The organism is Streptomyces rectiviolaceus (assembly GCF_039533825.1).
GTDB classification, from domain to species: Bacteria; Actinomycetota; Actinomycetes; order Streptomycetales; family Streptomycetaceae; genus Streptomyces; species Streptomyces rectiviolaceus.
Window position 1 is genome coordinate 1 of sequence record NZ_BAAAUG010000192.1, and the last position, 22813, is coordinate 22813.

Below are 22813 nucleotides of genomic sequence, written 5' to 3' on the forward strand. Positions count from 1 at the left end.
GCCCCGACCGTCCCCGCAGCGCCACCCCGCACCGCGAGCCCCGCGCAGCGCTCCGCCCCACCCCCGCACCGCCACGGTCACCGCCCGGAGGCCATCGAACCGCCCGCGGTTCCCACCGCGGCACCGACGAACGCGGACCTCTGCGCCCTCGGCAAGCAGTACGGCGGCTGGCAGCCCGGCAGCCCCGAGTCCGTCATCTGCGAGGACGCCTACGGGCGTTGAGCCCCCCGGCCACGCCCTGCCGCCGCCCGCCTCACTCCACCTCGCTCCCCTCCCCCAGCTGCAGCTCCAGCCTCCCGATGGCCGCCCGGATCCCGTCCCCGTACCCGTCGTCCCCCAGCGCCCCGACCGCTCCACGCGCCCTGCGGATGTGATTGCGCGCCGCCTCGGGGCGGCCAAGCTTCACGTAGTCCGCCGCGAGGTTGAGGTGCAGGGAGGGATAGAAGCCGCGGACCGCGATCGAGTCGTGGTGTTCGTGCAGACGCTCGTCCGTGAGCTCGTCCGCCGCCGACAACGCCCTCAGGTCCCACGCCAGTTCGTCCGACGGATCCTCCTGCGTGTCCGCCATGTAGTGCGCGAGCGTGCAGCGGTGCAGCGGGTCGCCCTCCTCGCCGATCTCCGACCACAGACCGAGGAAGCGGCCCCGCGCCTCCTCACGGTCGCCCCCGTGGTGCAGCATGACCGCCTGCCCGATCCGGGTCATCACGACGTCTTCCGCCGCCTGCTCCTGCTGCTCCGCCACCGGGTCCTCCACGCTCGTACGCCCATCGTGCAAACCGCTCTCGACGCTATCCGCACCCACTGACAATCACCGTCAGGCGCGATCGGCCGCGAGGCGCTCACACATACCGCTGGGCCAGGCCGGTGACGGCCCGGGCTCAGCCCAGGTCCGGGATGCGCCAGTCGATCGGCTCGTGTCCCTGCGCCGCCACCGCTGCGTCGATCTGCGTGAAGGGGTGCGAGCCGAAGAACTTCTTCGCGGAGAGTGGTGAGGGGTGCGCGCCCTTCACGACCACGTGCCGCTGCTCGTCGATGAGCGGGAGCTTCTTCTGGGCGTAATTGCCCCACAGGACGAAGACGGCGGGGTCCGGGCGGTCGGCCACCGCGCGGATCACCGCGTCCGTGAACCTCTCCCAGCCCTTGCCCTTGTGGGAGTTGGCCTCTCCCGCGCGGACCGTGAGCACCGCGTTCAGGAGCAGGACGCCCTGCTGGGCCCACGGCATCAGATAGCCGTTGTCCGGCACGGGGTGGCCGAGCTCCTCCTTCATCTCCTTGTAGATGTTCCGCAGCGAGGGCGGGGTCTTCACGCCGGGCCGCACGGAGAAGCAGAGGCCGTGCCCCTGCCCCTCGCCGTGGTACGGATCCTGGCCGAGGACCAGCACCTTGACCTGGTCGTACGCAGTCGCGTCGAGCGCGGCGAACACTTCGTCACGCGGAGGGTAGACGGGGCCTTTCTCCCGCTCTTCCTCGACGAACTCGGTGAGCTCCTTGAAGTAGGGCTTCTGCAGTTCCTCGCCGAGGACTCCGCGCCAGGACGCGGGCAGCATGGCGATGTCGGTCACGTCAACAACCTCCGGTGTGCGGTCACTTCTCACCACTGAACCTACCGGCGGCCACTGACAATCGACGTACCCCCTGCTGCCCGCGGCCCCCGCTACCAGCTGGTCTTTCGCTCCAGCTCCCACATCATCATGATCGCCGAGGGGTCCAGGGCCCGTTCGCCGCCCGCGATCTCCTCGCTCGCCATGATGTATTGCTTGCCCTGCCACAGCGGCAGCAGTCGCGCGTCGTCGACGAGGAGCCGCTGGGCCCGCTCGAAGTCGTCGGCCACCGCGCCCCGGTCGGCCTCACGGCGCGAGCGTGGCAGCACCTCTTCGGTGATCTCCCGTGACGGATAGGGCGTGTTGAGCACGTTCTTCGTGCCGATGAACGGCGCGATGAAGTTCTCCGCGTCGGGGAAGTCGGGGAACCAGCCACGGCCGAAGACCGGGTACTCACGCTTCTTGGTGCCCGCGTCGAACTCGGTCCAGGGACGGCTCTTGAGGGTGATCTTGAACAGGCCCGAATCCTCGAGCTGCCGCTTGATCTCGGCGAACTCCCCTGCGGTCGCCGAGCCGTAGCGGTCGGTGGTGTACCAGAGCGTCAGCGGCACCGGTTCGTTGATGCCCGCGCTCTTGAGGATGTCCGCGGCCTTGGCGGTGTCGGGGTCTCCGTAGTCGTCGAAGAAGCCGGTGCCGTGGCCGGTGAGGCCCTGGGGGACCATCGAGTACAGCGGCTCGACCGTGTCCTGGTAGATCTTGTGGGCGATGGCCGGGCGGTCGATGACCTGGGCGAAAGCCTGACGGACCGGCTTCTTCCTGGCCCAGGGGTCATCGGGGTTGAACACCAGGTAGCGGATCTCGGTGCCCGAGCCCTCGACGAGCTGGATTCCCTCGCGCGCGTCCTTATTGGCCTGCATCTCGACGATGTCCTCGGCCGCGAGGCCGCGGAAGGTGACGTCGATCTGCTTGTTCTTCAGGGCGTCGACCATGGTCGACGACTTCTTGAAGTAGCGGATCGTGACCGCGTCGTTCTTGCGGTCGGCGGCGCCCTGGTAGTGGGTGTTCTTGACCAGCTCGGCCCGCTCACCTGGCTTGTACGACTCCAGGGCGTAGGGCCCCGAGCCCGCGATCGATGTGCCCTCGCGGAGCTTGTCCGCCGGGTACTCGCTGGGGTCGACGATCGACATGGCGGGTGTGGAGAGCACGAACGGGAAGGTGGCGTCCGGCTTCTTGAGACGGAACGTCACCGTCCGGTCGCCCTTCGTCTCGACCGAGTCGAGCGAACCGAGCAGTCCCGTCGGCCCGCCCTTCACGTCGATGCGCCGCATCCGGTCGAAGGTGTACTTGACCGCCTTCGCGTCGAGCGCGTGGCCGTCGGAGAACTTGAGGTCCTCGCGCAGCTCACAGGTGAAGACCTTGTTCGTCGCGTCCGTGAACTTGCAGGACTCGGCCGCGTCAGGCTCGGGTTCGGCCGCCCCGCTGGGGAAGCTCAGGAGGGTCTGGAAGACATTGCGGTACAGCTCCCAGGAGCTGTCCCAGGCGGCCGCCGGGTCGAGGGTGCTCGGAGCACTCATCGTGCCGACGGTGATCTGCTGCTCCTCGTCGGACTCGTCCGACGAGAAGACCCCGCACCCCGAGAGCAGGGATATGGACACCAGCGCCGCGGCCGGCCGCAGGCCCCGGCGGGGCAGCCCGGCCAGGCCACGGAGACCCGCCGCCGCCACCAGGCGAACTTCACTGAACACGCGCACGCTCCTCGATCGGCCATGCCATGGGTCGGCAGACAATATCGCAATGCCCCGCCGGACCAACTTGCGGCGCCGACGGGGCACTTGATGCGTGCGTACGTCCCCTTTAAGTGGCGTACCTGGCGATTAACAGGACTTCGTCAGCTGACGCCCGCATTGAGGAAGATGCCGCCATCGACCACGAGTGTCTGTCCCGTGATCCAGTCGGACTGGCTGGACGTGAGGAACGCGGCGGCGCCCCCGATGTCCTCGGGCACACCGAGCCGCCCCAGAGGATACGCGGCGGCGGCCTCCTCCTCGCGGCCCTCGTAGAGCGCCTTGGCGAACTGTGTCTTGATCACGGCCGGCGCGATCGAGTTGACCCGCACCTTCGGCGCGAACTCGTGCGCAAGCTGCAGGCTGAGATTGACCATGGCGGCCTTGCTCATGCCGTACGCGCCGATGAACGGCGAGGGAGAGACGCCCGCGACGGAGGCGATGTTCACGATCGCGCCGCCGTTCTCGCTCTGCCAGGCCTTCCAGGTCTGCTGGGCGAAGCCGAGCGCCGAGATCACGTTGGTCTCGAAGACCTTGCGCGCCACATTGAGGTCGAGTTCGGCCATCGGCCCGAACACCGGGTTCGTACCGGCGTTGTTGATCAAGAAGTCGACCCGCCCGAAGGCCTCCATGGTGCGCTCGACGGCGATCGCCTGGTGGGCCTCGTCGTGGGCCTTGCCCGCGACGCCGATGACGCGGTCGGCGCCGAGCTTCTCGACGGCCTCCTTGAGGGCGTCCTCGTTGCGCCCGGTGATGCATACGCGGTCACCGCGGGCGACCAGCGCCTCCGCGATGCCGTAGCCGATTCCGCGGCTCGCGCCCGTGATGAGCGCGGTCTTTCCACTGTCCTGCACTGTCATCTCCGCATCCCTCCGGAACAGAACTACCGGGACAGAACTAGTTGAGCGGGCCGCCGGCCACGTACATGACCTGACCCGAGACGAAGCCCGCGGCGTCGCCCGTGAAGAACGCGATGGCGTTGGCGATGTCCTCGGGGCGGCCGACGCGCTGCACCGGGATCTGGGTGGCGGCCGCGGCCTGGAAGTCCTCGAAGCCCATGCCGACGCGGTCGGCGGTGGACTTGGTCATCTCGGTGACGATGAAGCCGGGGGCCACGGAGTTGGCGGTGACGCCGAACTTGCCGAGCTCCTTGGCGAGGGTCTTCGTGAAGCCCTGCAGGCCGGCCTTGGCCGCGGCGTAGTTGACCTGGCCGCGGTTGCCGAGCGCGGAGGACGAGGAGAGGTTCACGATCCGGCCGAACTTGGCGTCCACCATGTGCTTCTGGATCGCGCGGGACATCAGGAACGCACCGCGCAGGTGCACGTTCATGACCATGTCCCAGTCGCTCGCGCTCATCTTGAAGAGGAGGTTGTCGCGGAGCACACCGGCGTTGTTCACGAGGATCGTGGGCGCGCCGAGCTCGTCGGCGATCCGGGCGATGGCCGCCTCGACCTGAGCCTCGTCGGACACGTCGCAGCCGACGGCGATCGCCTTGCCACCGGCAGCGGTGATCTGCGTGACGGTGTCCTTGCAGGCGGCCTCGTCGAGGTCGATCACCGCGACGGCGCGGCCTTCGGCGGCCAGACGCACGGCGGTCGCCGCGCCGATGCCTCGCGCTGCTCCGGTCACGACCGCGACGCGCTGCTCAGTGGTGGACATGCTGGTTCTCCTCGCCCTTGGGATGCGGCTCTACGGTACGCCCTGTTGGTGAGCGACCGCTTAGTACCTTCAGCTGAACGAGACGCTAGAAGCCCTGGCACCCGGTGTCAACGGCACACCGGGGCCTGTGATTCTTTACCTCACCAGGAGGTCCAGGAGTCGGTCCACCTCTTCGGCCGGATCCGCCGTGAGCCCCGTGTGCACCGGCCCCGGCTGCACGACGGTCGAGCGCGGCGCGATCAGCCACCGAAAACGCCGACCGGCGTCGTCCCGCTCGGCCTGACCTGCCTCTTCGCCACCCACGCAGATCCGCTCGACGGCGCCGAGCGCGGCCCTGATGCCCCCGAGGTCGGCTTCGGGGTCCAGGGCCCGCAGCTTGGCCTCGTCAAGATGCGTACGGGCGGCCACGAAGGACTTGGCCCGGCAGTAGACCACCACACCCGCGTTGAACTGCTCCCCGCGCTCCACACGCGGCACGACGCGCACCAGCGCGTACTCGAAAACGTCCCGATCGGTCACTGAGTGCGCCCCTTCCGCTGCGGCTCGGGCAGCTGGATCCGTTCGTGGATGGTCTTGGCCCGCGGCAGCAGCGCCGCCACATAGGCGCGGCGCACGGCGTCGGGACTGTCGAAGCCCGGCTCGTCCACCAGCCAGGCGTCGGGCACATCGGCGGCGGCGGCCGTGAGCAGCTCCTCGGTGACGAGCGGGGCGAGTTCGGCGGCGGCCGTGGCGACGTCGGGGCCGAAGGGGGCGAGGGCGTGGTCGGAAGCGTCGTACGGCTTGGCGGCCGCGGTCTCGGCGGTGCGCCAGTTGTGGTGCCAGATCATGCTCGCGCCGTGGTCGATGAGCCACAGGTCGCCGCCGGTCATGAGCATGTTCGGGTTGCGCCAGGAGCGGTCCACGTTGTTGATGAGCGCGTCGAACCACACGACGCGGCCCGCCTCGGCCGGATCGACGTCGTACGCGAGCGGGTCGAAGCCGAGCGCGCCCGAGAGGTAATCCATCCCGAGGTTCAGCCCGCCGCTCGACTTCAGCAGCTCCTGCACCTGCTGATCGGGCTCGCCGAGGCCGAGCACCGGATCGAGCCAGATCCGCGCGAGGCCAGGCACCCGAAGCCCCAGGCCGCGCGCGAGCTGCCCGCAGATCACCTCGGCCACGAGCGTCTTGCGGCCCTGTCCGGCCCCGGTGAACTTCATGACGTACGGCGCGTACGTTCCCCGGCCGTCGACGGCCTCGACGAGGCCGGGGAGCGATCCGCCCTCCCGCAGGGGCGTGGCGTAGCGGACCGCGGTGACTTCGGTGAGCATTGCCCCAGGTTAATGCCGGTCCGAACTCGGCTCGCGCAAGAAGTGCTTGAGCTGTTGAACACGGCGGCACGCGGTCGCGTACCACCAGACATGACCATTTCGAAGGAACCTCTGCCCGCGCTCTCCCGCCGTTCGGTCGTCGCGGCGGCGGGCGTCGTCAGCCTGGCCGCCACGCTCGCCGCCTGCGGGGAAAGCGAGGACTCGTACGACTCCGCTCCGGCCGACAAGAAGGCGCCTGATGAGGCCGAGGCGCCCGCCGGAGCCGGCGGGGCCGCGCTCGCCAAGACATCGGAGATCCCGGTGGGCGGCGGCAAGATCTTCAAGAAGGAGGGGGTGGTGGTGACCCAGCCGACGGAGGGCGAGTTCAAGGCCTTCTCGAACCGCTGCACCCATAAACAGTGTCCGGTGACGAGCGTCGAGGGCGGCACCATCAACTGCCCTTGTCACGGGAGCAAGTTCTCCATCGCCGATGGGAGTGTGAAGGCCTCTCCGGCACCGAAACCGCTGCCCGCCGCCGAGATCACCGTGGAGGGGGACTCGATCACGCTGGCCTAGGGCGCTTCGTCACACCGGCCTGGGACGCTTCCAGCTGCCGAGGACCTCCTCGGTGGTGGCGATGGTGGCCACCAGGGCGAGGGTGTTGCGGATCATCGCGGGTGCGTAGTCGGAGGGGACTCCCGCGATGGCGTCCGAGGGCACGACGGCGGTGTAGCCCAGGTTCACGGCGTCGAAGACGGCGTTCGGTATCGCCACGTTCGCCGACACGCCGGTCACCAGGAGCGTGCGGCACCCCAGATTGCGCAGCAGCGGGTCGACGTCCGTGCCCGCGAGGGGTGAGAGTCCGTGCAGCCGCCGTACGACGAAGTCCTCGTCGGCGACCTCGATGGGCGGCGCGATCCGTACGGCCCTGGTCCCGGAGAGCTGCTGCACGGGCAGCCGCCCCGCGGCGCGGAAGAGGCGGGCGTTGTGGTTGGCGCCGCGCCCGTCGGGCCGCCGCTCGGCGACGGCGTGCAGGACCTGGACCCCGGCCTGGTGGGCGGCGGAGACGAGCCGCGCGACATTGGCGAGGCAGCCCGACGAGCGTGCCTCGTCGGCGAGTTCGGGCAGCGCGCTCTCCGTACCCACCACGCCCTGCTGGCACTCGACGGTCATCAGCACGGTGGTGGCGGGATCGAGGAGTTCCCTGAGCTGTTCGTACGACGGCATGGCTCCCCCTGTCCGGGTCGTGCGGGTCGTCCGGTCGTCCCGGGACAGCCGAGGCAACCGGCGTCCGGGATGCGCGGAGGTTAGCCGCCATTGCGTCACGGCGGAAGAGACCGCATGCTTTCCTGACGCACTGTTCTGACGGTCAGTCAGTTTGAGCTGTGCGCCCACCTTTTCCCTATGTCGCGGGAGGACCGATGGCCGTCACACAGCGCCGGGGCCGCAGGATCATGATGTCGCCCGGCGAGCTCGACGCGTTCCTCGGAGCGGAACGCACCTGCCGGGTCGCGACCGTGTCCGGCGACGGCGCCCCGCACGTCAGCGCACTCTGGTTCGCCTGGGACGGCACATCCCTGTGGCTGTTCTCGATCACCCGCAGCAAGCGCTGGTCGGACCTGCGGGGCGACCAGCGGGTCGCCGTGGTGATCGACGCGGGCGTGGAGTACGGAGAGCTGCGGGGTGTGGAGCTGTCCGGGACGGCGGTCTTCGTCGCCGAGGCACCGCGCGTGGGCGAGCCCTGCCCCGAACTGGACGTCCCTGAGCGGCTGTTCGCCCAGAAGTACTTCGGGATGGACTCGATGCCCTACGACGGGAAGCACGCGTGGGTCCGGCTCACACCCGACGCCATCGCGTCCTGGGACTTCCGGAAACTGGCGGAACTACAGGCCCGCCCCTGATCACTGGCCAAGAGCGGCCCCCGCCCCCTGAAGCGCCTCCACCGCCGCCCTGATCGACGGCCGGCGGTCAGCGTCCGCGCGCCACACCGCGTACACATGGCGGCGCACCCGGTGCCGCACCGGAACCGTCCTGACCCCGGCAGGCATCGGATCGCGCCCCAACTGGGGTGCCACGCATACGCCGAGGCCCGCGGCCACCAGCGCGAGCTGAGTGTGGTGCTCCTCCGCGCGGTGCGCGATCCGCGGCTCGATGCCCTTGGCGCGCAGCGTGAACATCAGCCACTCATGGCAGAACTCCCCCTCCGCCCACGTGATCCACTCGTCGTCCGCGAACTCCTCGAGGTCCACTTCGGAGCGGTCGGCGAGGGGGTGCGTCGCGGGCATGGCGACATCGGCGGGGTCGTCAAGGAGGGAGGCCTTGATCAGCCCTTCAGGCATCGGCAGCGGCTTGTTGTACCAGTCGAGGACGACCGCCATGTCGATGTCCCCGCGCACCACGGCGGCCACTCCGAGCTGCGGCTCCATCTCCTGGGAGCGGACGCGCAGGCCGGGATGCCCGGCCCGCAGCGCGGTGAGCGTGCCGGGCAGCAGGCCGCGCATCGCCGTGGGGAACGCGGAGATGCGCAGCTCGCCGACGGCCTTGCCGCGCTGCTCCTCCAGGTCGGCCTTGGCGAGCTCCACCTGGGAGAGGATGCGCGCGGCATGTTCGGCGAGCAGCCGCCCGGCATCAGTGAGGCGCACTCCGCGGCCGTTCTTGGCGAGGAGCTGCTGGCCCACCTCGCGCTCCAGCTTGGTCATCTGCTGGGAGACGGCCGACGTCGTGACGTGCAGCCCCGCCGCGGCGCCGCTGACCGAGCCGTGCCGGGCCAGTGCGTCGAGGGTGCGCAGGCGCTCCAGGTTCAACATGTAAGCGATGCTACGCGATACCGGGCAGTTTATTTCGCTTGTTCTACGACGTCGGCTGCTTCAAGGTGACGTACATGAGCGCCACCACCACCCCTCCCGGCTCCCTTGCCGCCCCCTCCGCCCCCTCCGCCCCTTCCGCCCCGCCCCCTGCCGATCCGAGGCGCCGCGCCCTCGGCTGGCGCCTCCGCTTCGGCGTCCTGTCACTGATCTGGGGCTTCAGCTTCCTGCTGATCAAGGTCGGCACAGAAGGCTACGCACCGTTCCAAGTCACCTTGGGGCGCCTGGTCTTCGGCACCGCGGTCGTCGCGGTCGTCCTCGTGATGAAGCGCGAGCGGCTGCCGCGCGGGGCACGGACATGGGCGCATCTCACGGTCGCGGCGCTGCTGCTCAACGCCCTGCCGTTCTCGCTGTTCGCGTACGCGGAGCTGACGATCCCGTCCACGCTCGCCGGCATCTGCAACGCGACGTCGCCCCTGTGGGGCATGGCGCTCTCCCTGGTCGCGCTCTCCGAGGACCGTCCTACGCGGCGCAGGGTCGCGGGGCTCGGCATCGGTTTCCTCGGAGTGCTCACGGTCCTCGGCGCCTGGCAGGGCTTCAGCGGCCTTGACTTCGGCGGTACGGCGATGGCACTGCTCGCCTCGCTGTGCTACCCGATCGGCTGGATCTACGTGCGCCGCACGCTGGCCGGCTCGGGTCACTCGAACCTCTCGCTGACCGGCGGCCAGCTCCTGGTCGCGACCGTCGAACTGGCCGTGGTGACCCCGCTGTTCACGTCCTTCCCCACGCACTTCCCCGTCGTGCCGCTCCTCGCCGTCGTGGCACTGGGTGCCGCCGGCACCGGGCTCGCCTTCCTCCTCCAGTACGGCCTGGTGTCCGAGGTCGGACCGACGACGGCCCAGATGGTCACGTACTTCGTCCCGGTCATCGCCACCGCAGCGGGCGTCGCCGTCCTCGGCGAGTCCTTGAGCTGGTCGACGCCGGTCGGCGCGGTGATCGTCCTGGCGGGCGCGGCTCTCACCCAGTCCAGGCCGCGCGACCGCTCACGCAAGCCCGCCGCTCACTCATAGCGCCGCGGAGGGCCCGCTCACTCATAGCGCCGCGCGGGAGCGGGCCCGGTGGCGGATGCGACGGCGTCCGCCACCGCTTCGATGTCACCGTCCCCGAGCGTCGACACCGTGATCCTCACCCCGGGCCGCGCGCCCATCCGGAACCGCGCCCCCGGGGCGACGGCCCACCCCGCGTGCAGCAGCCTGGCGACCGCGCCGGTCTCGTCCGGCACCGGCACCCACACGTTCATGCCACTGCGCCCGTGCGCCGCCACTCCCCGCTCGGCGAGTGCGGCGATCAGGGCGTCACGCCGCTTCCCGTAGGACGCCGCCACCTCGGCCGCGTCCACCGCCCCGTCCGTCCACAGACGCACCACGGCGCGCTGCGACAGATGGCTCACCCACCCGGGGCCAAGCCGCTGGCGCCCCTGCACCCGATCGACGGTGACGGCGTCCCCCGTGAGCAGGGCAAGACGCAGGTCGGGCCCGTACGCCTTGGCCGTGGAGCGGACGAAGGCCCAGCTGCGGGTCACGCCCGCCAGCGGGTACAGCGGCAGGTCGACGATGGCGTGGCCGTGGTCGTCCTCGATGAGCAGCACGTCCTGGTGTGCGGCGAGCACTTTTCGCAGGGCACGCGCGCGTGGAGCACTGATCGCGGCGCCCGTCGGGTTCTGGGCGCGGTCGGTGACGATGAGCGCCCGGACGCCGCCGCGCAGCGCGTCCTCCACGTCGGCGGGCAGCGGCCCGTCGTCGTCGACACCCACCGGGACCGTACGCAGCCCGAGCACCGGCATCAGATCGAGCAGGCTCCCCCAGCCGGGATCCTCCACCGCGACCGCGTCACCAGGCTTGAGATGAGCCGCCAGCACGCGCTCGATGGCGTCGAGCGACCCGGAGGTGACGGCGACAGGGCCCTCCGGCACACCGTCCTCGTCGAGGGCCACGCGCGCGTGGCGGCTCATCTCGGGGTCCACCGCTGCCTCCCCGTACAGCACGGGGCGCCGGTCGCCCTCCGCGGCGGCCGCCGCGAACACCTCTGCGAGCGGGGGAAGCAAGGCCGTGTCCGGGTTGCCGTTCGACACGTCGCGCACACCGGCCGGCACGTCCACCCGGATCAGCTCACGCACCGTCGTCGCGGGCTTGGGACGTACGCGACTGCCGCGCCGCCCCGCGGTCTCGATGACGCCGCGTTCACGCAGCGTGCGGTAGGCGGCGGCCACCGTATTGGGATTCACCCCCAGCCGCTGCGCCAACTCGCGCATCGGCGGAAGGAGTTGACCCGGCTCCAGGCCTCCGCCACCCACCGCGCGCTCCACACTGGCAGCGATCTCAGCTGCACGTCGGCCTTCGATCCGATACTCTCCTAGCACAAACCAGATTATGCACTAGTGCAATGGAGAAGGCAATGAGCGTCGCATCCGAGTCCGGCATCGAGACCGGCGTCGAGACCGCCACCGACACCGCCTCGTACGCGCCGACCGACCTCACCGTCCCCACCCGCGGGCGTGACCGCGCCGCGTACGACCAGGAGTTGGTGCACGCGATACTCGACGAGGCCTACGTCTGCCACCTCGGTTTCGTGCGTGACGGCGCCCCCGTCGTCCTGCCGACGCTGTACGGCCGGGTGGGCGAGCGCCTGTACGTGCACGGCTCGACGGGTTCCCGGCCGCTGCGGATGGCGGGCGACGCCCGGCAGCAGCAGGAGGAGGAGGACCCGGGCCTGGCGGTCTGCCTGACCGTCACCCACGTCGACGGCCTGGTCCTCGCCCGGTCGGCCTTCCACCACTCGATCAACTACCGCTCGGTGGTGATCCACGGCACCGCCCACCAGGTCACGGACCCCGAGGAAAAGCGCACCGCACTCGACGCGCTCGTCGACCACGTCGTGCCGGGCCGCTCCGCCGACTCCCGCCCCGCGAACGCGAAGGAGCTCGCGGCGACCGCCGTGCTCAGCCTCGACCTCGCCGCGGTCTCCGCGAAGGTGCGCACCGGCGGCCCGAACGACGACCCCGAGGACCTCGACCTCCCCTACTGGTCGGGCGTCGTCCCGCTGCGCAAGGGCCACGACCCACTGGTCCCTTCGGCCGACCTGGCCCCCGGCATCGACGTCCCCGACTACCTGATCGAGCTGTGATGCTGATCCACCCCTGGGACGCCCCGCGCTCCGACGCCGAGTGGCAGCAGTGGCTGGCCGGCCACGACTTCGGGCAGCTCGCCGTGAACGGCCTGCCCGGAGAGCCCCCGCACGTCCAGCCCGCGCACTTCGCCTTCGAACCCGGCCACGGCCCGCACGGCCGGGTGATCACGCATCTGGCACGCCCCAACCCGCTGTGGCCCGCGCTCGAAGCCGATCCCGAAGTGCTGCTCAGCGTCGTGGACGACTACGTGTACGTACCGGGCCCCTGGCAGGCGCCCCCGGACACCCCGCCCGAGCACGGCGTGCCGACCAGCTTCTACGCCGCCGTCCAGCTCCGCTGCACCGCCCGCATCGTGGACGACCCGGAGGAGAAGGCCGAACTCCTCAACCGCCAGGTCGCCCACTTCCAGCCGGAGGGCGGCTCGGCACCGGCCGCGGTGGGCGAGGCCCCGTTCGGCCGGATGCTCTCCGGCATCCGCGCCCTGTGCCTCGAAGTGACGGACGTACGGGCAAAGTTCAAGTACGCCAGCCACAAGCCGCAGGAGGTCCAGGACCGCATCGCGTCGGGCCTCACGGAACGCGATGGCCCACGAGACGCGGCGGCCCACAAGCACCAACTACGCCGCCGCTGAGCGACCTGCCGAAGCGCGCCCCGTCAGGGGCGCGGGGAACTGCGCGACCAGCCCCCACCGACCCGCGGACTCAAGACAGCACTCGCGGGGCCCGGCCACCCCCACCGCGCCCCGCGAGAACCCGCCGCGCAGCGACCCGCCGCGCGGCGACCGTCTCAGCGGCCGCGAGGCCAGTCACCGCGGCCAGCATCAGCAAGGTGCCGAGCACCGTCGACACCGTCAGCTCCTCGCCGAGCAGCACGACCGCGATGACGGCAGCGCTCAGCGGCTCGAGGAGCGTGATCACGGAGACGGTCGCGGACCTGATGACGGCGGCCCCCGCGAAGTACAGGGCGTAGGCGACCGCCGTCGGGATCACGACGATGTACAGCAGGTACAGGCCCGTCAGCGCCGGGTCGGCGGCGTGCGGGACCAGACCCTCCACCGCGGCGAGCGGCAGCAGGCAGACGGACACCACGGCGAACGACCAGACCGTCGTGTCGGACGAGTCGGCGCCGCCGTCCCGCCCCCACCATCGAGTGAGCAGCGTCATCGCCGCGTACGCCGCCGCCGAGAGCAGCCCCCACCCGACGCCCGCCGGACGCACGCTCGCGCCGCCACCGCCCAGGACGAGCACCACGAGCCCGGCAAGCGCCCCGGCCACGGCGACGACCCCGCCGCGCCCCAGCCGTTCCCCCATGGTGAACCGCGCCCCGAGCGCGATGAGCACAGGACCGGCCCCCATCGTGACCACCGTGCCGACCGCGAGTCCGGTCGACTCGACGGCCGCGAAGTAGGCGGTCTGGAACACGGCGAGGGCCACGCCGGTCGCCACGATCCGCTGCAGCCTGCGCCGCAGCGGCACGCTCTCGGCGACGTACGAGGAACGCCGGCGCGACCGCACCAGACGGACGGCGTAGAGCAGCACGAAGCCGCCCGCGCAGCGCCAGAAGGAAAGGCTGACCGGCCCCATGTCACTGGCCTTGAAGACCAGCGCGGCGGCGGCACCCGCGGTGCCCCAGGCCGTACCGGCGACGATCAGATAGAACAGGCCTCGTCCGACGGACAGGCCGGAGACAGCAGTCGACACATTCGACACGTGAGTTCTCCGCAGAAAGGAAAAAGAAGGTCCCTGACTCCGTCTGCGGGCAGCGTCGTTCCACCCGGCCACCGGCCGGGTGTGATCCAGGAGATGCCCGCGCTTAAGCGGCGGGAGGCGGAAGAACGAGCGCGCGTGAATGCATGATCAACACCCTAAACGGCGGCACGGGTCGACGACAACTGCTCTTCCGGCTCCGGCCCCCCGCCATCGGCAGGCCCGTCCGGAGGCTTGGCCGGCGTGGACGACTGCGCGATGAACGCCCCCGCGAGCACCACGGCGCCCCCGATGATCTGCGGCGCCGACAGGTGTTCGCCCAGCAACACCCAGGCGAGCACGGTCGCTATGACCGCTTCCAGACAGGCCACGACCCCTGCCACCTGCGGCGAGAGCCGACGCACCGAGAGCACTCCGGTGACGTACGCCACGACCGTCGCGATGAGCACGATCCAGGCGATCAGCGCCCACGCGGGAACCGCCGAGCCGTCCATGTCCGCACTTCCCGCGAGCACCGACCAGTCCATGCCCCAGGGGCGCGCCACGACCGTGAGCACCGCGGTGCCGATCAGCAGTCCGTACGCGATGACGCCGAGCGGATCAGGAGCGTCGTCGCCCGCGTCGCTGCCCTGGTCGGACAGGAGGAAGTAGCCGACCTGGCAGCACGCGGCGCCCAGCGCGAGCAACAGCCCCACGGCGTCGAAGCTCAGCCCGGCCCACACCTCGACGACACAGGCGAGCCCGCCGACCGCGAGCACCACGCCCACCGCGGCCGCCCGCGTCACGGGCCGCCGCTGTACGAAGCGCACCCAGCCGAGGACGAGCGCGGGCGCGAGGTATTCGACCAGGAGTCCGACGCCGACGGGGATGCGGGAGATCGCCGCGAAGTAGCAGGCCTGGACACCGGCCACGGCGAACAGGCCGAAGCCGAGGAGGAGCGCGGGCCTGCGGAGCACGAGACCCCGGTGGCGCCAGGCGACCGGCAGCATCACCAGGGCGGCGCCCGCCACCCGAAGCCACACCACGTGCAACGGGTCGAGGCCCGCCTCGATCAGCGGCTTGGCCGCGACACCCGAGCCGCCGAAGGCGAACGCCGACCCCATGGCGAGCCCCAGGGCGACGCCCCTCCCCCGGCTCGGCCGCGAGCCTGCCTGTATCCCCTGAGACGCTTGCACCGGCACATCATGACAGGACGTGTCATGAGCTTCACCCCCGATAGAACCTGTCTCAATCGGCGGACGTCTCGGCGTACGGATCGGCATACGGGTCGGCGTACGGATCAGCGGACGTCCCGGTGAACGGATCGTCCTCGATCCGCCGGAGGATCACCTGCGCGTCGGCCCCGGCCCGCCCCAGGACCTCGACCGCGCGGCAGTCCGGATCGGCGACGAGCGCCGCCAGGAGGTCGACGCCGAGGGCGCGCGGTTCGCCGCGTCCGCCGGCCCGCTCGATGGCCGCGTCCATGGCGGCGCTCGCGGACGGCGACCAGCCCGTCTCCTTCACGGAGCCGGAGTTGCCCGCCCGCACCATCGGCACCGCCCCGGAGTCCTCGACCGTCCCCTGCCACTGCAGGCCGTACCCGATGCTGCGCTGCACGAGATAGCCGAGGAGCCGCACCACCTGCGCCCCGTCGTCGAAGACCGCCCGCACGTCGGGGTCGGTCTCCAGAAGGGAGTGCAGCAGATGCGCGGTGTCGATCTGCCGGTCCCCGTCCCGCACCGCACGCCGGCGCGCGCCTGCCACCACCGACGCCAGCGCGGCGCTGAGTCGGGAGTCGGTCTCTGCTCGGGTCGGGCCGGGCTCGGCGCCCCGCGGGGTACGGCTTTGCACATCTCCCACCCCATCAGCCCCCGAAGGCGGCGTCATCGGCGCCGGGAAGCATCTTCGCGTCCGACACAGGTTGGGTACGCATGTGTGGGTTCTCCTCCTTACGGATGAGATCCCACTGTTCTTCCCCGAGGGGCGCGCGCCGCCTTGATTCACGCCGGGAACGCAACCACGACGCACCGGTCACTCGTCTTTCAGGCATGGAGTGCAGGTGCTGGATGGTCGCCCTGCCGGCGATCGACGGCAGGCAGTACGTGTATCGGGTGTACGCACCCGATGACGCACTGCCCGCCGACCTGTTCTGGGAAGCCTGGCACTGCCACGACGAGGGCCCGTTCCCCAGGGCATGCGACCTGTTCGACGCGGCGGTGATACGCAGGGTCGGCTGACTCCGACCACGCGGGCGCCCTACGAGCCCTGTGCGGGCCGTGTCCCGATGACGACCGTCGCGTACATCTCCTCGTCGCTCACCGACCGCGGCACGAGACCGCCGCCGGCCACCGCTTCGAGCGCGTACGGCACCTGCCGCTCACTCGTCTCGAACAGCAGCCGGCCGCCCGGGGCCAGCCAGCGCGCCGCGTCCGCGGTCACCCGCCGCAGGACGTCGAGGCCGTCCGCCCCGCCGTCGAGCGCCACACGCGCCTCGTGGATGCGGGCTTCGGGCGGCAGGAGACCGACTTCCTCGGTGGGTACGTAGGGGACGTTCGCAAGGAGTACGTCGACGCGGCCCCGCAGGGCGCCGGGCAGCGGCTCGTAGAGGTCGCCCTCGTACACCCGTCCCCCCACGTCGGCGACGTTGCGCCGGGCGCACCGCACGGCGGCGGGGTCGATGTCGGCGGCGTACAGCTCGACCCGGTCGACGGCGGCGCCGAGCGCGGCCCCGAGCGCGCCCGAGCCGCAGCACAGGTCGACGACGACCGCTCCGGGTCCGGCGAGGGCCGCGGCCTGCTCTACGAGGAACTCGGTGCGCCGCCGGGGCACGAACACCCCGGCGTCCACGGCGATCCGCAGACCGCGAAACTCCGCCCAGCCCAGGACGTGTTCGAGCGGCTGACCGGTGACGCGCCGCTCCACCATGGCGGCGAGTTCGGCGTGGTCACGCGCGGTGGCGACGAGCAACTCCGCCTCGTCCTCGGCGAAGACGCAGCCGGCGGCGCGCAGACTGATGACGATGGCGGAAGGAGTGAGGGACGTTATGGGCGATGACAAGGGCGACGCGGGTGAAGCCGACATGAGAAAAGGAACCTTTCGGGACGCCAATGGGGCTCCCTCGGTCACCTATGCCGGGTGAACCGCGCGGTCGCGAAGGGGGAGCGCCCGACCTGCTGCTGCGGTAATGGGGGCTCACCTCCTGCATCCGTCTGCCCGCGTCCATCGCGGGGAGGGCAACAGTACCCGACCCGGTTCCGGGCGGCGCTGCGGAGCCCCGACAACAGAAGCCGACAGAAGCCGAAAGGCGCCAGCATCTGACGGTTCATCAGTATTGAATGTTCCGGGCCCTGCGGCTACGTTCCGCGACACCGCAGCTGCGCCCCGCCGCAGCGCCCAACGAGAAGGGGTCGTCGCATGGCCGAAGTCAGCGCGGAAGCACGGATCGAGGCGCCCGCCGAGAAGGTCTGGGCCCAACTCACCGACTTCTCCTCGTACGGCGAATGGAACGCCACGCACACGAGTTTCCCCAAGGGCGCCCCCACCACTCTGGAGGTGGGCGGCACGTTCGCGGAGAACATGAAGCTGATGGGCTTCCCGGCCGAGGTCAGCTGGACGATCGAGGACCTGGAGAGCGAGCGCACCCTGGCGATCAAGGGCAAGGGCCCGATGGGCGTCACGGTCGGCACCCGCTACACGCTCTCCCCCGAAGGGGACGCGACGAACGTACGCATAGACGGGGAGTTCACGGGCGCGGCGGTCTCCTTGATGGCGGGCAAGCTGAAGGACTCGGCGACGGCCGCGCTCGACGAGTCGCTGCGGAAGCTGGCGGGCCTGGTGACTTGAGCCCACACACAAAAGAGGCGCCCCACACGTGAAGTGCGGGGCGCCTCAGTGGCGATGGGGGTCGTCGACCCCCACCACCTCAGTCCTCATCGGCGAGGATCAGGTACAGCTTCTTACGGGCGTCGTTGATGACCGTGACAGCCTTCTCGCGCTGGTCCTTGCTGCCGGTCTTCCAGACCTGGCCGAACGCCTCCATCAGACCGAAACCGGCCTGCCGGATCTCGTTCAGCGTCTCCCAGTCGACCCCGCGCCCGGCCTCTTCCCAGGGCGCGTCGGGACCTTCGTCGGCCGCGGTGCGGCCGGCCTCGGTGAGCGAGAAGAGCTTCTTGCCGCCCTCGCTCGCGCTGCTGATCAGGCCCTCGTCCTCCAGGAGCTGGAGGGTCGGGTAGACCGAACCGGGGCTGGGCTTCCACGCCCCGCCGCTGCGCTCGGCGATCTCCTGGATCATCTCGTAGCCGTGCATCGGCCGGTCCTTCAGGAGGGCCAGGATCGACGCGCGTACGTCACCGCGCCGCGCCCTGCCTCGCGGACCGCCCCTGCCGCCTCGTCCGCCGCCCCAGGGGCCGCCGGGCCCACCGGGACCGCCGAAGCCGGGACCGAAGGGACCGAACGCCGCGCGCCGCCCCTCGAAACCGCCCCTGCCCTCATGGCCGGGGCCGCACTTTCCACGTCCGTGCTCGTGTTCACAACCGTGGGAACGCATCGCCATCACTCCTCTTGTGTCATTGATCAACCGTGTAGTCGTTGATCAGTCGCGATGCGTCAACGATATATCGGGACTGTTCTTCTGGCAAGCCCCTTCCCGGGACCCGCCGGAGAGGCCGTCCGAAACGGTCAGCCCATGTGCGCCTTGACGTGGTCGACCACCTCGGTCAACTCCTTCGTCGGCGAGAAGTCGACGTACTCGCAGTCCTCGAGCGCCTCCGGGGCATGGCCCGGCGCCCAGTAGAAGGCCTGTCCGGCCTCGTAGATCTCGTCGTCGGACGCTGTCCGCATCTTCAGCCGCCCCTTGAGCAGATACCCCCAGTGGGGGCACTGGCAGAGACCGCCGGGCATGCCCGTGAGCGCCGGCGTCATGTCCGCACCCTGCGGGAGCCGCACGAACGCGACGGCCATGTCTCCCCCGACATCCCGCATCCGCAGCTCCACGCCGCCGCCCTCGATCGCGACAGGAGTGTCGTTCCGCGTCGTCGCTGTCATGGTTCCTCCTCATCGGGCCCGCCCGATGGCCGGACCCAAGGAATCCCCCTCCCATCCAGCTTGTGCCCGCCACGTGCGGGACGCGAGGCGAGATCAGCAGGCCAATAGGGCCACTCACCCCCAATTGGCCTTGTCCCACCCCCACATTGGCCCGCTAGCGTCATCGACATGCCGACTTCTCACCGCATCCGCATCGTCGACGCCTTCACCGACCGCCCCTTCACGGGCAACCCCGCGGGCGTCCTCCTCCTCGACTCCTTCCCCGAGGACGCCTGGCTCCAGAACGTGGCCGCAGAGGTCAACCACGCCGAGACCGCCTTCGCCCACCGCCTCCCCGCGCACGACGAAGCCGACTGGGCCCTGCGGTGGTTCACCCCCACCACCGAGGTCGACCTCTGCGGCCACGCCACGCTCGCCACGGCCCACGTCCTGCAGGTCACCGGCACCGCCCAGGGCCCCGTACGGTTCGCCACCCGCAGCGGCGTCCTGACCACGACCGCGCACGCCGACGGCACCGTCACCATGGACTTCCCGACCGCCCCGCTCACCCCGGTCGAGGTCCCCGACGGCGTGGCGGACGCACTCGGCGCCGAGCCGCTCGCTGTGTTCGGCGCCGGGGCGAGCCTCGGCGACCTGCTGGTCGAGCTCGCCGACGAGAAGACGGTGCGCGCCCTCACCCCGGACCACAAGGCCCTCGTCCGGCACTCCGAGCGCGGCATCATCGCCACCGCACGCGCAGAAGACCCCTCCCGCGGCTACGACTTCGTCTCCCGTGGCTTCTTCCCGCGCATCGGCATCGACGAGGACCCGGTGACCGGCAGCGCCCACACGGCCCTGGCCCCCTTCTGGTCCGAGCGCCTGGGCCGCGCGGACCTCACCGGCCTGCAGGCCTCGGCCCGCAGCGGCCTCGTCCGCACCGAACTGCGCGGCGACCGCACCCTCCTGACGGGCCGCGCGGTCACCGTCATCGAGGGCGAGCTGTACGCCTGACGTCACTGTGGGGACGTACGACCCAGTCGTACGTCCCCACAGCACCGCCCGCCCCCGCCCTGCCGCCACCTAAGGCGTGGGCAGCCATCCCACCTTCCCGGCAAGCAGCGCGTACCCGACGAACGCCCCGATGTCCAGCAGCGAATGGGCCACCACCAGCGGCCCGACCCGCCCCCACCGCCGGTACAGGAGCACGAAGACCACCCCCATCGCCATGTTCCCGATGAACCCGCCGATGCCCTGGTAGAGGTGGTACGAGCCGCGCAGCACCGAGCTCCCGACCAGTGCCGCCATCGGCGTCCACCCCAACTGCCCGAACCTGCGCAGCAGATAGCCGACGACGATCACTTCCTCGAGCACCGCGTTCTGCACCGCGGACAGCACGAGCACCGGGTACTTCCACCAGACGTCGGGCAGGTCCTCCGGCACCACCGTCAGGTTGAACCCGAGCCCGCGCGCCGCCAGATAGAAGGCGATCCCGGTGCTGCCGATCACCGCCGCGATCGCCGCTCCGCGCCCCAGGTCCGGCCACGGCCGGCTCCGGTCGAAGCCGATCGTGCGCAGTCCGGCACCCTCCCTGATCAGGAAGTGCGCGACCAGCGCCACCGGCACCAACGCGGTCGTGATCCCGAACAATTGCCACGCGAGATCAAGCCATGGCCGCCCCGGAGCGGCCGACGCGTTCATGGTCGCCGCCTGATCCTTCAGACCGCCCGGCTTGGTGACCGATCCGACAAAGCTGATCAGCGCGGAAACACCGCTCGCGCCCAGTGAGAGCGCCAGGACGAGCAACGTCTCGTCCCGGAGGATCCGTCGCGATGGCCCCTCACCCCGAAAAGAACCGGCCAACGGCCCGGACTCCGCTTGCACTCCGCCTCCAGTTGAGTAATCCCGCCTCATCCCCATCTCCGCCCCGCTAGGGTCTCGAATGAAGGTACGAAGATCGTGCGCGACAGGCCGAGGGGGACGGACGCCGATTGCGGTCACGCCACCCCCTCTTTCCTTGCTTCATCGCTCAAGGAGGGGCACCACCGCCATGGGACGTCACAGCTTGCCCGATGAGTACGGGACGGACGCACCCGACCCTCGGCCGCGCACCCGCGGCCGCACCGTGGCCATCGCGACGGCACTCGTCCTGACGGTCGCGGCGGGCACGGCCGTCGCCGTCCGCAGCGACCTCCTCACCTTCGGCGGTTCGTGCCGCGACGACACGGTGAAGCTGGACGTCGTCGCCGCCCCCGACATCGCCCCCGCCCTGCGCGCGGCCGCCGACGACGCACGCGAGAAGGAGGTCACGTCCGACGGGTCGTGCATCGACGTACGGGTCACCGCCCGTGATTCGTACAAGGTCACCGACGAACTGCGGACGGGCAAGGGCGATCCGGACTACGACGTCTGGGTGCCGGACTCCGAACTGTGGCTGCAGCGCGTCGGCCTGGGCGGCAAGCAGAACAAGGTGTCGCCCGCGGGGAACATAGCCTCGTCCCCGGTCGGCATGGCCATGGTTCCTTCCGCCGCCGAAACCCTTGGCTGGCCCAAGAAGACGTACAGCTGGCCGGAGTTGACCGGCGCGGCGATGAAGGGCGACAAGCTGCGGCTCGGCGCGGCCGATCCCGCGCGCAGCGCCACCGGCCTGCTCGCGCTCGCCAAGCTGAGCACGTCGGCGAAGAAAGCGGGCGGCAAGGACGGCGACACCCAGGCCGCCGGGATGGCCAAGGCGCTGTCCGCGCGCACGTCCGACAGCGACAGCCAGCTCCTTGACACCCTGGCCCGCGACTCCTCGGGCACCGAACAGGGCAACCCGCGCCGCAACCAGGCACTGATCCTCTCCGAGCAGGCGGCGTTCGAGCACAACGCGACGGCGGGCGACGAGAACGGCCTGGACATGTTCTATCCGAAGGACGGCTCACCGCGCCTCGACTACCCCTACACGCTGATCCAGGAGGACGAGCTCTCCACGGACCAGAGCCGGGCCGCCCTGCGCTTCATGACCCTGTTCAGCGACGACGAGGGGCGCGCGATCCTGGAGAAGCACGGCTTCAGGACCGGCGCCGATGACCCGTCGGAGAAGCTCGTCACGGCGGCCGGCGGCCGCACCCCCCAGCCGTACGGCGACGAGGCCAGCGAGCCGCCCTCCGAGAAGGAGCTCCAGGAGACGCTCGGCATGTGGACGATCACCGTCCAGAGTGCCCGGCTGAGCACGGTGGTCGACGTCTCGGACTCGATGAGCGAGTTCGTGCCGGGGCGTGGCCAGACCCGGATGGAGGTCACCAAGTCCTCGCTGCTGCAGGCGCTCGCCGGGTTCACCGACGAGGACGAGATCGGCCTCTGGGAGTTCGCCACCCTCCTGGACGGCGAGCGCGACTACCGCAAGCTCGTGCCCACCGAACGGCTCGGCGACCGCAAGGGCGGCGGCACCCAGCGGGACAAGATCTCGGAGGCCTTCAGCGACCTGACGCCCATCCCGGGCGGTGCGACCGGCCTGTACGACACCACGCTGGCGGCGTACAAGGAAGCCACGTCCAGCTACGCGAGCGGCAAGTTCAACGCGCTCGTGGTGCTCACGGACGGCGCGAACCAGGACCCCGGCTCCATCGCGCGCAGCAATCTCATCGCGCAGTTGGAGAACCTCTCCGACCCCAAGCGCCCGGTGCCGCTCATCGCCATCGCGGTGGGCCCGAACGCGGACAAGGAGGAGGTCGTGCAGATCGCGGAGGCGACCGGCGGATCAGGCCATCAGGTCGATGACCCGGCGCAGATCCACGCGGTCATCCTCAAGGCCATCATGGAGGCGGGCAGCCACGGCTGAGCCCGCCCCCGTACGCCTCAGGACT

The 22813-nt window shown here is 70.6% G+C and carries 26 protein-coding genes and 1 pseudogene; 10 read left to right on the plus strand and 17 right to left on the minus strand.

The window, feature by feature from the left end:
• A pseudogene (locus tag ABD378_RS39465) lies at positions 1–222 on the plus strand (hypothetical protein); the annotation flags it as partial.
• 31 nt (positions 223–253) lie between these two features.
• Here ABD378_RS39465 and ABD378_RS39470 read toward each other — a convergent pair.
• From ABD378_RS39470 to ABD378_RS39500, 7 genes are all read right to left on the minus strand, one after another.
• Positions 254–742, minus strand: coding sequence for a hypothetical protein (locus tag ABD378_RS39470; RefSeq protein ID WP_344529440.1), 489 nt, complete (start codon positions 740–742; stop codon positions 254–256).
• A 136-nt stretch (positions 743–878) separates the two neighbouring features.
• The gene (gene ung, locus ABD378_RS39475) at positions 879–1562 is read right to left on the minus strand and encodes a uracil-DNA glycosylase (RefSeq protein ID WP_344529443.1); all 684 of its coding nucleotides are present in this window, start codon (positions 1560–1562) and stop codon (positions 879–881) included.
• A gap of 92 nt (positions 1563–1654) precedes the next feature.
• The gene (locus ABD378_RS39480; protein ID WP_386546879.1) at positions 1655–3232 is read right to left on the minus strand and encodes an ABC transporter substrate-binding protein; all 1578 of its coding nucleotides are present in this window, start codon (positions 3230–3232) and stop codon (positions 1655–1657) included.
• Positions 3233–3429: 197 nt separating this feature from the next.
• A complete protein-coding gene (locus ABD378_RS39485; protein ID WP_344529445.1) occupies positions 3430–4185 on the minus strand; it encodes an SDR family oxidoreductase in 756 nt (251 codons plus the stop codon).
• A 37-nt stretch (positions 4186–4222) separates the two neighbouring features.
• Entirely contained in the window at positions 4223–4984 is a 762-nt protein-coding gene (fabG, locus tag ABD378_RS39490) for a 3-oxoacyl-ACP reductase FabG (protein WP_344529448.1), read from the minus strand.
• A 135-nt stretch (positions 4985–5119) separates the two neighbouring features.
• Positions 5120–5503, minus strand: a complete 384-nt coding sequence (locus tag ABD378_RS39495; protein WP_344529450.1) for a DUF3037 domain-containing protein — start codon at positions 5501–5503, stop codon at positions 5120–5122.
• On the minus strand, positions 5500–6291 hold the full coding sequence (locus ABD378_RS39500) for a HipA family kinase (protein WP_344529452.1): 792 nt from the start codon (positions 6289–6291) through the stop codon (positions 5500–5502). Before ABD378_RS39500 ends, ABD378_RS39495 begins: the two co-directional genes overlap by 4 nt.
• A 90-nt stretch (positions 6292–6381) precedes the next feature.
• Between ABD378_RS39500 and ABD378_RS39505 the strand changes: the two genes are divergently transcribed.
• On the plus strand, positions 6382–6846 hold the full coding sequence (locus tag ABD378_RS39505) for a Rieske (2Fe-2S) protein (protein ID WP_344529454.1): 465 nt from the start codon (positions 6382–6384) through the stop codon (positions 6844–6846).
• 9 nt (positions 6847–6855) lie between these two features.
• Here the strand turns inward: ABD378_RS39505 and ABD378_RS39510 are convergent, their stop codons facing one another.
• Positions 6856–7497, minus strand: a complete 642-nt coding sequence (locus ABD378_RS39510) for a cysteine hydrolase family protein (RefSeq protein ID WP_344529456.1) — start codon at positions 7495–7497, stop codon at positions 6856–6858.
• 194 nt (positions 7498–7691) lie between these two features.
• Between ABD378_RS39510 and ABD378_RS39515 the strand changes: the two genes are divergently transcribed.
• Positions 7692–8171, plus strand: coding sequence for a pyridoxamine 5'-phosphate oxidase family protein (locus ABD378_RS39515; RefSeq protein ID WP_344529458.1), 480 nt, complete (start codon positions 7692–7694; stop codon positions 8169–8171).
• On the opposite strand, the gene ABD378_RS39520 is transcribed toward ABD378_RS39515, so the two are convergent.
• Entirely contained in the window at positions 8172–9077 is a 906-nt protein-coding gene (locus ABD378_RS39520) for a LysR family transcriptional regulator (RefSeq protein WP_344529460.1), read from the minus strand.
• Between the two features lie 74 nt (positions 9078–9151).
• Here ABD378_RS39520 and ABD378_RS39525 point away from each other — a divergent pair, with 74 nt between their 5' ends.
• Positions 9152–10144, plus strand: a complete 993-nt coding sequence (locus tag ABD378_RS39525) for a DMT family transporter (RefSeq protein ID WP_344529462.1) — start codon at positions 9152–9154, stop codon at positions 10142–10144.
• A gap of 17 nt (positions 10145–10161) precedes the next feature.
• Here the strand turns inward: ABD378_RS39525 and ABD378_RS39530 are convergent, their stop codons facing one another.
• Positions 10162–11493 carry an aminotransferase class I/II-fold pyridoxal phosphate-dependent enzyme gene (locus ABD378_RS39530; RefSeq protein WP_344529464.1) on the minus strand — a complete coding sequence of 444 codons (1332 nt, stop codon included), beginning with the start codon at positions 11491–11493 and terminating at the stop codon, positions 10162–10164.
• 35 nt (positions 11494–11528) lie between these two features.
• Between ABD378_RS39530 and ABD378_RS39535 the strand changes: the two genes are divergently transcribed.
• Both ABD378_RS39535 and ABD378_RS39540 read left to right on the plus strand, forming a co-directional pair.
• Positions 11529–12257, plus strand: coding sequence for a pyridoxamine 5'-phosphate oxidase family protein (locus ABD378_RS39535; protein WP_344529466.1), 729 nt, complete (start codon positions 11529–11531; stop codon positions 12255–12257).
• Entirely contained in the window at positions 12257–12892 is a 636-nt protein-coding gene (locus ABD378_RS39540) for an FMN-binding negative transcriptional regulator (RefSeq protein WP_344529468.1), read from the plus strand. The genes ABD378_RS39535 and ABD378_RS39540 overlap by 1 nt, the downstream gene beginning before the upstream one ends.
• A gap of 70 nt (positions 12893–12962) precedes the next feature.
• Here the strand turns inward: ABD378_RS39540 and ABD378_RS39545 are convergent, their stop codons facing one another.
• The 3 genes from ABD378_RS39545 to ABD378_RS39555 all read right to left on the minus strand — a co-directional run bounded on the left by ABD378_RS39545 (position 12963) and on the right by ABD378_RS39555 (position 15797).
• Positions 12963–13961 (minus strand): DMT family transporter, encoded by a 999-nt coding sequence (locus ABD378_RS39545; RefSeq protein ID WP_344529516.1) that lies wholly within the window; start codon positions 13959–13961, stop codon positions 12963–12965.
• A 164-nt stretch (positions 13962–14125) separates the two neighbouring features.
• Positions 14126–15070: an EamA family transporter gene (locus ABD378_RS39550; protein ID WP_344529470.1), complete on the minus strand. Its 945-nt coding sequence runs from the start codon at positions 15068–15070 to the stop codon at positions 14126–14128.
• A gap of 124 nt (positions 15071–15194) precedes the next feature.
• On the minus strand, positions 15195–15797 hold the full coding sequence (locus ABD378_RS39555; RefSeq protein ID WP_344529472.1) for a Clp protease N-terminal domain-containing protein: 603 nt from the start codon (positions 15795–15797) through the stop codon (positions 15195–15197).
• Between the two features lie 197 nt (positions 15798–15994).
• Between ABD378_RS39555 and ABD378_RS39560 the strand changes: the two genes are divergently transcribed.
• Complete coding sequence (locus ABD378_RS39560; protein WP_344529474.1) at positions 15995–16183, plus strand: hypothetical protein; 189 nt, start codon at positions 15995–15997, stop codon at positions 16181–16183.
• A 19-nt stretch (positions 16184–16202) separates the two neighbouring features.
• Here ABD378_RS39560 and ABD378_RS39565 read toward each other — a convergent pair whose 3' ends face one another.
• The gene (locus ABD378_RS39565; protein ID WP_344529476.1) at positions 16203–17027 is read right to left on the minus strand and encodes a putative protein N(5)-glutamine methyltransferase; all 825 of its coding nucleotides are present in this window, start codon (positions 17025–17027) and stop codon (positions 16203–16205) included.
• 333 nt (positions 17028–17360) lie between these two features.
• On the opposite strand from ABD378_RS39565, the gene ABD378_RS39570 reads away from it, so the two are divergent.
• The gene (locus ABD378_RS39570; protein WP_344529478.1) at positions 17361–17789 is read left to right on the plus strand and encodes a type II toxin-antitoxin system Rv0910 family toxin; all 429 of its coding nucleotides are present in this window, start codon (positions 17361–17363) and stop codon (positions 17787–17789) included.
• 79 nt (positions 17790–17868) lie between these two features.
• On the opposite strand, the gene ABD378_RS39575 is transcribed toward ABD378_RS39570, so the two are convergent.
• Both ABD378_RS39575 and ABD378_RS39580 read right to left on the minus strand, forming a co-directional pair.
• Entirely contained in the window at positions 17869–18492 is a 624-nt protein-coding gene (locus ABD378_RS39575) for a PadR family transcriptional regulator (protein ID WP_344529480.1), read from the minus strand.
• A 131-nt stretch (positions 18493–18623) separates the two neighbouring features.
• Complete coding sequence (locus ABD378_RS39580) at positions 18624–18989, minus strand: cupin domain-containing protein (protein WP_344529482.1); 366 nt, start codon at positions 18987–18989, stop codon at positions 18624–18626.
• A 168-nt stretch (positions 18990–19157) separates the two neighbouring features.
• Here ABD378_RS39580 and ABD378_RS39585 point away from each other — a divergent pair, with 168 nt between their 5' ends.
• Positions 19158–19979, plus strand: coding sequence for a PhzF family phenazine biosynthesis protein (locus ABD378_RS39585; RefSeq protein WP_344529484.1), 822 nt, complete (start codon positions 19158–19160; stop codon positions 19977–19979).
• A gap of 69 nt (positions 19980–20048) precedes the next feature.
• Here the strand turns inward: ABD378_RS39585 and ABD378_RS39590 are convergent, their stop codons facing one another.
• Positions 20049–20849: a CPBP family intramembrane glutamic endopeptidase gene (locus ABD378_RS39590; protein WP_344529486.1), complete on the minus strand. Its 801-nt coding sequence runs from the start codon at positions 20847–20849 to the stop codon at positions 20049–20051.
• A 166-nt stretch (positions 20850–21015) separates the two neighbouring features.
• On the opposite strand from ABD378_RS39590, the gene ABD378_RS39595 reads away from it, so the two are divergent.
• Entirely contained in the window at positions 21016–22788 is a 1773-nt protein-coding gene (locus ABD378_RS39595; protein WP_344529488.1) for a substrate-binding and VWA domain-containing protein, read from the plus strand.
• Positions 22789–22813 lie beyond the last annotated feature (25 nt).